Raw genomic sequence first — 10,532 nt, 5'->3', positions numbered from 1 at the left:
GCTATGCAGTTTCAAATAAGAGTTTATAGCCATGATAAGGCTATGTAGTTTCAAATAAGAGCTTATAGCCATGATAAAGCTATATAGTTTCAAATAAGAGCTTAAAGCCAAGATAAAGCTACCTAGTTTCAAATAAGAGCTTATAGCCATGATAAGGCTATGTAGTTTCAAATAAGAGCTTATAGCCATGATAAAGCTACCTAGTTTCAAATAAGAGCTTATAGCCATGATAAGGCTATGCAGTTTCAAATAAGAGTTTATAGCCATGATAAGGCTATGTAGTTTCAAATAAGAGCTTATAGCCATGATAAGGCTATGTATAGTTTCAAATAAGAGCTTATAGCCGTGATAAGGCTTATATAGTTTCAAGTAAGAAGTAATAGCCGCGATAAGGCTACATAGTTTCAAGTAAGAAATAATAGCCGTGATAAGGCTATGTAGTTTTAAATAAGAAGCAGCTGGGGGATTTAAGTTTTGACTTAAAGTAACAAATTATCTAGGCGTTAAGCAAAAAATCAGTTTGTTTAACTAACTTACTTTTAAAAATTGAAATTGTATTGTAAAGAAGTGATTTTACAAATAGAAGCAGTTTTATATAATTAAAGACAAGTAAAGAGGATTTAATTGATCCAAAATAAAAGGAGTAAAAACCAACAATCGTGCGGATTATTCAGATAACATTTCACCTTAAAGGTTATGTGTGGTTTTTCATCTAAATGGGAAAAATAAACGCATTTTGATTCAGTCATTCGTTTAAAGTAAACTTCCATCAGTGGGAGTCTTATAGCCTGCGAATTGTGGGATGAAAAATGGACTAAGAATTTAATCTTAGTCCATTTCTTATTTTATATCCATTTTGTATGGAATGTACCTTCTTTATCTACTCGTTTATACGTATGCGCTCCAAAATAATCGCGCTGCGCTTGTAACAAGTTTGCAGGTAGTTTGGCAGTACGATAGCTGTCATAATAAGAAATTGCTGCTGAAAATGCAGGTATCGGAATGCCCTGTTGTACCGCCATTGAGATAATTTGGCGTAATCCACCTTGATATGACTCTACAATTTCTTTAAAGTATGGATCAAGTAAAAGGTTCGGTAGGTCAGTGTTTGTTTCATAAGCCTCTTTAATGTTCTGTAAAAAGGCAGCACGGATAATACATCCGCCTCTCCAAAGCATAGAAATGCTGCCAAAATCAAGGTTCCAATCATATTCCTCAGAAGCTGCCTTCAATTGCGTGAATCCTTGTGCATAAGAACAAATTTTACTCATATATAAAGCTTGGCGCACTGCTTCAATTAATTCAGCTTTTTCAACTCCAATTGCTGTTTTATCTTTAGGGCCAGATAAAACTTTGCTTGCGTTCACACGCTCTTCTTTTAAAGCAGAAATGCAACGTGCAAATACAGATTCCGTGATAATAGGCAGAGAGATACCTAAATCAAGTGCGCTTTGGCTTGTCCATTTCCCTGTACCCTTTTGTCCTGCAGTATCAAGAATAACATCCACTAATGGCTTACCAGTTTCTTCATCTTTCTTCTTGAAGATATCGGCGGTAATCTCAATTAGATAGCTGTTCAGTTCACCTTTATTCCATTCAGCAAATATTTCATGGAACTCTTCTGCAGTCAAATCAAGTGTTTGTTTCAAGAAGAAATATGCTTCACAAATTAATTGCATATCTCCATACTCAATACCGTTGTGAACCATCTTTACATAGTGACCTGCCCCATTAGGTCCGATATAAGAACAGCAAGGCTCGTTATTTACTTTTGCAGAGATGTTTTCAAGCATATCTTTTACTTTTTCGTATGCATCCTTCTGTCCGCCTGGCATAATAGATGGTCCCTTCAATGCACCCTCTTCGCCGCCTGACACACCTGCACCGATGAAATTGATTCCTTCTTCGGCAAGACGTTTGTTTCGGCGAATTGTATCGACAAAGTATGTATTACCACCGTCAATTAAAATATCACCTTTATCGAGGTGAGGGACTAGAGAATCAATCGCCTTATCTGTAATTCCCCCTGCATTAACCATTAATAAAATCTTTCTAGGTGATTCAAGTGAGTTAACAAACTCTTCAACTATATGAGTACCAACTAATTTTTTACCACGGTTTTCCTCAATGATTTCATCAACTTTTTCCTTTGAAATATCATATAGGGCAACAGAATACCCTTTGCTCTCAAAGTTAAGTGCGAGACTTTTTCCCATAACGCCCACACCAACAACTCCAATTTGTAACTTTGCCATATTCCATCGTTCCTTTCCATGTATGTTACTCTGTATTATAGTATATATACCTAAAATAACACTTTAATCAAATAATCAATCTTTTTCATTTCAATAGGCTCCGCCAGTATTCTTGCGAAAGATTATAGGGACACGGCACATCACTATCAAGTTAAAAAATAAAGAGAGATTTTCATCCTTATTAATCAATCATGAAAAATAACTGGTTAATTACGGAAAATCAAATTAAACAGCTTCCGTATCCCTTTTACTGTTTAGAAAGATCTATACAAATAAACTTAATAATAAAGTAAACCCTAATCCGGCTACAGAAACGATAGTCTCAAGTAAAGTCCATGTTGCAAATGTTTCTTTCATGCTTAAACCAAAGTACTCTTTAAACATCCAGAAACCAGCATCGTTCACGTGTGAAGCAATTAAACTACCAGCCCCTGTTGCAAGGACAACTAAAGCAAGGTTAACATCAGATTGACCTAACATCGGAATCACTAAACCGACAGTTGTTAATGCAGCAACCGTAGCAGACCCCAATGAAATACGTAAGATGGCAGCGATAATCCATGCGAGCAAGATCGGTGATAATGAAGTTCCTTTGAATAATTCGGCTACATAGTTACCAACGCCTCCATCAATTAATACTTGTTTGAAAGCGCCACCTCCACCAATAATTAAGAGCATCATCCCAATATTTGAGATCGCTGTTGTACAAGATTCCATCACGTTTTTGATTGGAATATTTCTTGCCAATCCCATTGTATAGATCGCAACTAGTAAGGATATCAACATGGCAGTATCCGCATTCCCAATAAACTCAATCGTTGCTAGTAAACTATTATCTTTGAATCCCATTGTTTTTTGCAGCAAAGTAATAATTGTAGCGACTGCCATTAAAAGAACAGGCAGTAAAGCGGTAAAAACACTGATTCCAAAGCCAGGAGTTTCTTCAAGTTTAAATACTTTCTGCTCACCTAAAGATTTGATATTACCGGTTTTTGTGAACGCATCAGGTACTAGTTTTTTTGCAAGTTTAGTAAATACAGGTCCAGCTAACACAACCGTTGGAACCGCTATCATAAAACCGTAAAGTAATACTTCACCGATGTTTGCATGCAATTCACCAGCGATAGCAGTTGGTCCTGGGTGTGGCGGTAAAAATCCGTGTGTTACAGATAAAGCTGCTGCCATCGAAATACCGAGATATAAGATAGAAACTTTTAATTCTCTTGAAATCGCAAATACAATTGGAATTAATAATACTAATCCTACTTCAAAAAATAATGCAATCCCGATAATAAATGAGGCAGTCACAACAGCCCATTGAATGTTCTTTTCACCAAATTTTTTCACAAGGGTCATGGCAATGCGTTGTGCGCCCCCAGAATCTGAAAGCAACTTACCTAACATCGCACCAAGTCCAAAAACGAGTGCTAAATGACCAAGTGTTCCGCCTAATCCCGCTTCAATGGTTTTAAAAATCTTTTCTGGTGGCATTCCAAGTGCTAAAGCAACCCCGACCGATACAATGATTAATGAAATAAAGGTATTTAATTTAAAGCGCATAATCAGTAAAAGTAATGCTAAAATCCCAATTGCTACAATGACTAATGGCATCGTAGTTCCCCCCTAATCTTAGCTGTATTTGTATTTATCCCGCTATTCGTGGGCAGTAAGGCCCCCCACCTCGATATTTAAATAGAAGCGAGGCGTGGGGATTACTGATGAAAGTTTTACTTTATTAAATTTCTTTGATAATTTGCAATTCGTGTATAATCATCTTCTAGCGCCCTTGATAGGTTAATAAATATCGGCAGTAATTGTCTGTATTCTTTTGTTGCTTCTTCTTTCGGTGTATGTTTGTAGGTACTCCCAACCATTTCGGAAACGATTTCAAAAGAATCAATTTTTCCTGTGGCATAGAGACCTAATATACATGCACCTAGACAAGAGCTTTCATAGCTCTTTGGAACAACGACTTCAGATGCGAAAATATCGGACATCATCTGTCGCCAAACGTCAGACCTTGCGAAGCCGCCTGTTGCTTGAATACGGGTTACAGGACCATCCATGCATTCGGTTAACGCTAAGAATACAGTGTATAAATTATATATAACGCCTTCTAAAGCAGCACGAATCATATGTTCCTTCTTATGTGACATCGTTAAACCGAAGAAGGAGCCACGTACATCTGGATTCCATAATGGTGCACGTTCACCAGCGAGGTATGGATGGAATAATAATCCGTCTGCACCAGGTCTCACACGTTCAGCTATTTTAGTTAATACATCGTATGGATCAATTCCTAGTCTTTTCGCAGTTTCTACTTCTGATGAAGCAAGTTCATCACGAATCCAACGAAGGACCATTCCTCCATTGTTTACAGGTCCACCAATTACCCAATGCTTTTCAGTTAAGGCATAACAAAATATTCTTCCTTTTTTATCTGTTTGTGGCTTGTCAATGATGGTCCGAATAGCACCACTTGTTCCAATTGTGACAGCAATCTCACCTTTTCGAATTGCATTCACACCTAGATTAGAAAGCACCCCATCACTGGCACCAATGACAAACGGTGTTTGTGAATCGATACCAATCTTTTGGGCTAAATCTGGATTGCAGTTGCTGAATATTTGGGTGGTTGGTACGAGTTCAGATAATTGAGCTGATGTTATACCAGCAATTTTTAAAGCCTCCTCATCCCAATCTAGCGTTTTTAAGTTCATCATACCCATGCACGAGGCGATGGAATGATCAACAACATATTGATTAAAGAATTGTTTGAAGATATATTCTTTGATTCCAATATATTTTTTCGTTCTAATAGCAATTTCCGGATGATCATTCACAATCCATGTAATTTTACTTAATGGTGACATTGGGTGAATAGGTGTTCCTGTTCGTCTATAAACTTCATGGCCATTCAGTTCATCTTTGATTTTATGTGCCCACGCCTCACTACGATTATCTGCCCAAGTGATACAAGGTGTCAGCGGCTGATCATTTTCATCCATAGCAATGACACTATGCATAGCACTGCTAAATGAAATAAACGATGGTTTTTTATCTGAATGCTGTTTCGTTATATTTGATATTGCTTGTAAAACAGCTTGGAAAATCTCTTCTGGATCTTGTTCCGCTGTGGATATATCCGGTGTGTGAAGTGGATAACCAATATTCTCGGTTTGGATGACTTCGCCTTTTTCAGTAAATAAAACTGCTTTCGTACTTGTTGTACCGATATCTATACCTAACATATAGCTACTCATGTCCTTGCTCTACTCCTTTAGATAACATTTGTTGTGACATCCAGAGATCTTCAACTTTCCCTTGAACATCATCAAAGTTTTGATGTAAGGCCTCAATCATGAGGGCTCGATCTTTTGATTCGATTGCTTTTATATAAAGCTCATGATTTTTAATAACCCGTTCAAAGTCTTCGTACTTTTCCTTGAAACGAGTACGCATTGATAAAAGGATTAAGCTTTCCATAACAGGCTTTAAATTATTCCAAATCATCAGGATGTAGGAATGCTCAATGGTTCGAATAATCGTTTCATGGAATAAGAGATCTTGATAAGAAAACTCATCAGAATCATGGTATTTAATGGCGATTTTCATCATTTCCATTATTTTATTTAGTTCTCTTACTAAATCATTTGTGTCCATCTTTACAAGTCGCTCAAAGATAAACGTCTCTATAAGTAAACGAACATCATATATTTCTTCGATTTCTTTCTCGGTTAAACCAATGACAACTGCACCCATTCTTTCTAAGCGAATAATATTTTCAGAAGCTAGTACTTTTAATGCTTCACGAACGGGTGACCGACTTACAGAAAAATCGGCAGCTAATTTATTTTCTGATAGGATGGTACCGCTTTCAATTTCACCTGCAATAATGCGCATTCTCAGTTCGCTCGCAACACGATCACCTGTAGAAGCTTTTGAAAGCCATTTTTCAGGATAAAGAAATTCCATTGATTTCGTCATAAATTCACCTCGTGTTAATCAAGTATACTTGTATACAAGTATTATAACTCGGATTTTTAATTATGCAAGCGCTTTTATTTTTTGCTGTGGTTCTTTTAGAGGAAAGCCCCATAATTATCAAGCTAACAAATCGAGTCGCCCCAAAAACTTTTATTGTTGATGAAGAAGATTTAGGGAATGAAAAACTGAAGAATACGATATCCAAGGACTTATATCAACAGATTTACCACTCGGGTTTACAACTTTTGAATCAAAAATATAGATGTTAAGAATGTAATAGTAACTGAATTTGAGCATTAAAAACTTTTAAAAATTGAAATTGTATTGTAAAGTAATGATTTTACAAATAGAAGCAGTTTTATATAATTAAAGACAAGTAAAGAGAATTTAAATGATTCACAGTAAAACGTGTAAAAAAACAGCGATTATGTAGATTATTCAGACAATATTTCAGCTTAAAGGTTATATAGCCATCATATAGCTATGGCGTTTCACATTTTTAAGATTCAAATTATATTTGTAATTAACATTGTTAGGAGGTATTTAAATATGGAGAAAGTGTTAGCATTGTTTAGTGATGCCCTCCTACTTGCTGCTCCAATTTATGAAGAAAACAAGCAGTTATGGGCCAAATGGAATAAATATTATAAAGAAGTACAAGGGAATCACGATAAATTAGTAACATCAGCTAATATGTCCCCTTCCTTTTCGACACTTGTTTCTTGGTTAGGTCAGAAACAAGAGCAAGGAATATCGTTATTAAACATTTATGCCAATCTGAATAAATATAAAATTGAAATTCAAAATGTACTAGATAAGATCATTGAACAAGAATTCGGAGAAAAAGTTGAAGCAGTTGAACCAACTCAAATTTCAATTTTTGAAGATAGTCAGGTAACAGAACATATAGAAGATATATCGGATGATTACTATCCTGTAACCAATGACGCAATGTACTATCAATTACGTGATGGAATAGCAAAAAATCATTTTGAGGAAGATGAAGCAGTAGCAAAACCGGTACTGCCATTAGAAACAAAAAATTCAAGCGGAGTTGCACAACTATCTTCACATAAGGATGAGGATTTGAGATTAGTGAATACAAACGAAGCAGAAAGATGGTCTATATTGGTTGATGGAGTAATTAGTAATATGGATGATCTTACAGCAGACTGTTTGGATACCATTACAATACAATGGTTAAATCAAGCTAAATCTCCAGATGAATTCATAGATTTTAGTTATGAAAATGTGTTGGAATTATGTAATATGCCAAAAGCATCTGCAAACGGTGTAGAGTATTATCGTGCAGAAGATAAGATAAAAGTAGCGCAACGTATTGCAGCGTTAGCAAGCATCTTTATTTATTTGAATGATGATAATGAAGTTGTAGTATTGAACGATCAAGCTGAAACTGGGGAAAAATTTGAAGTAAAACGTGAAGTAATTAAAAGGCTATTCGTACTGGACTCTGTAGTGTTATGGAGAGATAAGAATACTAATGAATATATGGGGATAGAATCCTGTAAGATTAAACCAGGTAGTTTTTTATCGGGCTATTTGTATGGATCTAATAGCACAACTGCTTTATTATCGAAAAAAGCATTAGAGTATAATAGCTATAGACACAAGTTTCATAAACGTTTAATACGTTATTTATCCTGGCAGTGGCGAATCCGTCAACAATACAGTACTTTAAAAAGACCATACTCCATTGGTGGAGAAAAAGGTTTACTATCTGTAATGGGTATTACAACTACAAAGGGGCGCCCAACTCGAATTCGTGAACAACTAGAAAATGTTTTAAATGATTTAGAAAAAGAAAATGTAATTTCACATTGGGCGTATGCAGAGGAATTGGATGAAACAAAGATAGGAGAACGTAATTGGTTTAAGAATTACTATTCAAAATTAGGAATCATTATCTTACCACCACAAGAATTGATGAATAATATAGATAGTATGGTGAAGAAAAAAACAATAGATACGCAAGAGAAGCAAGAGGAGCGTTATATTGTAGATACAGTAAAACAACCTACTGTAGGGTCAGAGGATATGATTCGAGAGAAAATTATGCATCAGCATATGCATCAAAATAAAACAATGCGTGAGATAGCAGATGAAATAGGTCTATCCCCTGCTACACTATCAAGATTCTGTAATAACAAAATGAAGCGTATTTCAAAAAGTGTTAATGAAAAACTAAACAAGTGGTATGAAAGACAAATGATTATAGAGTCAATGTAAAAAGAAGCAGATGCCTTTGAATGAAGAGGTACCTGCTTTTTTTATTGTGCTAAGGCTCTTTAAAGTTGTTTAATTTCTATCCATTTAATCCTTATTGAACTAGAGCACCTGTTAGTTGAAGAACAACAAAATGCACTGACAAGCAACAGATATAGAAATTTGGTTGAAAAAGTTATCGATTGTATTTACTCGCTTGATTCGCAAACTGAATTGCTCCTAATTAGCCAGTCTTTGATTAGTTCTTGTACTATTTTACGTTTTTCTATTTGAAGCATATGACCAGCACCATCTAAAATGGAAAACGTAGCATTCGGAAATTTTTCTAGAAGAAAAAAGTGATCTTTATAGCCACAGATTGAATCTTGTTTCCCTAGAATGATGAGTACAGGTTGTGTAAGTGTACTTACATCATTAAGCGGTTCTTCAGAAAGAAAATACCCTTTCTCTCTCCAATTGGACATTAAAAATTTTTTATTAGCTAATAATCGTCCAGGTTGGATTTCGTTTAAAAAGTAATTAAGGTTCTCTTTATTTTGATAATTCATCAATGTCTCAAAAGCCATTATTATATCAGAATCCAATTCTGTTAATAAATCTTCATCTTTTGTAATAACTATTTTTTTAGGAAGATCCCTATTTTTCAAATGAAGTGAAGTAGCCAGAAAACAAATACTCTTTACATTTTTATGTCTATGGTGTAAAACACCTTGTGCCAAATATCCTCCAAATGAAAAACCAATAAGAGAAAATGCTTGGTTAGGAATTGTCATATCAATAAAGTTCAAAATATTTAAAAGCATATCATCTGAAGAGTTGAAATTTTCATCAATTAAACTTCGACCGTGAGCGGGTAAATCTATATATATCCTCTGAAAACCCTGAATCTTATCAAAAATTGGCTCTATCCAGGCTTTCATAGATTTATGGTCTGTACCCATTGAATGCATTATTAATATTGGAAAGCCATTCCCTACGATTTCATAATAAATACTACCTTTTGCAACTAAGCAATTCATTAGAATTTTTCTCCCTATTCATATCAATTTTATCCAACCTATTTTATGTCAACCTACTATGATATAGTTCTGTACTAAGTTGAAAATACCTTTTGACCGCTTGATAGAAAGGTTTTTAAATAACTTTATTATTTTTTAAATGACTATGTTGTGAATTAAACAACTTTATTGTCATTCACAAGAGTGTAATGCTGACTAAAGTGTCAATTCAAGTTTCCGTAAGATAACGAAAAAAGGCGCTTTCCTGATAGAAAACGCTTTACTAAAGGTTATGTATTTACGTGTAAAAGAACTCCAAAACAAATGGAATGGCGGTCATATCCGCAAGTGGTCAATGGTGTTAATACTTCATTTGTTCGATAAGGTAATTTGATATGTCTGTGTTAGTACCATCTCGTAAGAGGAATTCCACTAAATCTTGTTTTTGAAGAACAGGATTAATAACGGATACATCTAGATGATTTAGAATCTGAACAATGTCATGATGTGAAAAACTTTTGATTGCTTTAAAAAGTTCTGAATCACGTTTCTTTCGTTCGGCGGATTCTGTAGGATACCCAGTATTGAACGGTTCTTCAAATAGTTTCTCAAGCGTGAATCGAAGATTTAATTCACCCGCCCAACCGAAGTTCAATCCAAGTGGCAGTGATGCACAGTTTCCGTTATTTATCCTACCGAATAGAAACGCATCTGTTGGAGTTGGCAGATAACCGCTAATGACATTTGGAAGTGCATTACAGGCAATCGACATACCAGCACCACTACTACATCCAGTGACGACAAAATCAACTGCTCCTGAATTTAGAAGTAGACCAACAGCTAATGACACTTGGATATAGCTTAACTCGGACTCTTCAGCTGTAACACCGAAATTGAACACTTCATATCCATGCTTTGCCACAGCCCTTTTTGTCTCTTCAAAAATTAATTTATTTTTGCTAGTTTGTGTACTTGCTTGTATCACCGCTATCTTCATTCTTCCACGACCTTTCGATTTAATTATCACACACACTGAAACTCAAAGGAA

General features: G+C 35.3%; 7 protein-coding genes and 1 pseudogene. 2 read left to right on the top strand and 6 right to left on the bottom strand.

Features of this window, described 5'->3' with window-relative positions:
* Positions 1 to 845: 845 nt before the first annotated feature.
* From gndA to gntR, 4 genes are all read right to left on the bottom strand, one after another.
* A complete protein-coding gene (gndA, locus tag JDS81_RS28085) occupies positions 846 to 2,255 on the bottom strand; it encodes an NADP-dependent phosphogluconate dehydrogenase (protein ID WP_097954926.1) in 1,410 nt (469 codons plus the stop codon).
* A gap of 264 nt (positions 2,256 to 2,519) precedes the next feature.
* Positions 2,520 to 3,866, bottom strand: a complete 1,347-nt coding sequence (gntP, locus tag JDS81_RS28080; RefSeq protein ID WP_001131717.1) for a gluconate permease GntP — start codon at positions 3,864 to 3,866, stop codon at positions 2,520 to 2,522.
* 116 nt (positions 3,867 to 3,982) lie between these two features.
* Positions 3,983 to 5,518, bottom strand: a complete 1,536-nt coding sequence (gntK, locus tag JDS81_RS28075) for a gluconokinase (protein WP_097954925.1) — start codon at positions 5,516 to 5,518, stop codon at positions 3,983 to 3,985.
* Complete coding sequence (gene gntR, locus JDS81_RS28070; protein ID WP_000167473.1) at positions 5,511 to 6,242, bottom strand: gluconate operon transcriptional repressor GntR; 732 nt, start codon at positions 6,240 to 6,242, stop codon at positions 5,511 to 5,513. The genes gntK and gntR overlap by 8 nt, the downstream gene beginning before the upstream one ends.
* Positions 6,243 to 6,791: 549 nt before the next feature.
* Between gntR and JDS81_RS28065 the strand changes: the two genes are divergently transcribed.
* A complete protein-coding gene (locus JDS81_RS28065) occupies positions 6,792 to 8,489 on the top strand; it encodes a helix-turn-helix domain-containing protein (RefSeq protein ID WP_000416754.1) in 1,698 nt (565 codons plus the stop codon).
* Positions 8,490 to 8,674: 185 nt separating this feature from the next.
* Here the strand turns inward: JDS81_RS28065 and JDS81_RS28060 are convergent, their stop codons facing one another.
* Complete coding sequence (locus JDS81_RS28060; protein WP_097954923.1) at positions 8,675 to 9,505, bottom strand: alpha/beta fold hydrolase; 831 nt, start codon at positions 9,503 to 9,505, stop codon at positions 8,675 to 8,677.
* A 199-nt stretch (positions 9,506 to 9,704) separates the two neighbouring features.
* Between JDS81_RS28060 and JDS81_RS31155 the strand changes: the two are divergent.
* A pseudogene (locus JDS81_RS31155) lies at positions 9,705 to 9,878 on the top strand (IS256 family transposase); the annotation flags it as partial.
* Here the strand turns inward: JDS81_RS31155 and JDS81_RS28055 are convergent.
* Positions 9,846 to 10,481, bottom strand: a complete 636-nt coding sequence (locus tag JDS81_RS28055) for an RpiB/LacA/LacB family sugar-phosphate isomerase (RefSeq protein WP_097954922.1) — start codon at positions 10,479 to 10,481, stop codon at positions 9,846 to 9,848. The pseudogene JDS81_RS31155 and the gene JDS81_RS28055 overlap by 33 nt on opposite strands.
* Positions 10,482 to 10,532: the final 51 nt, after the last annotated feature.

The sequence above is a fragment of the Bacillus cereus group sp. N31 genome (assembly GCF_016483245.1).
GTDB lineage: Bacteria > Bacillota > Bacilli > Bacillales > Bacillaceae_G > Bacillus_A > Bacillus_A toyonensis.
Note: the sequence above shows the minus strand (reverse complement) of the source record. Positions and strands in the feature narration are given on the sequence as shown.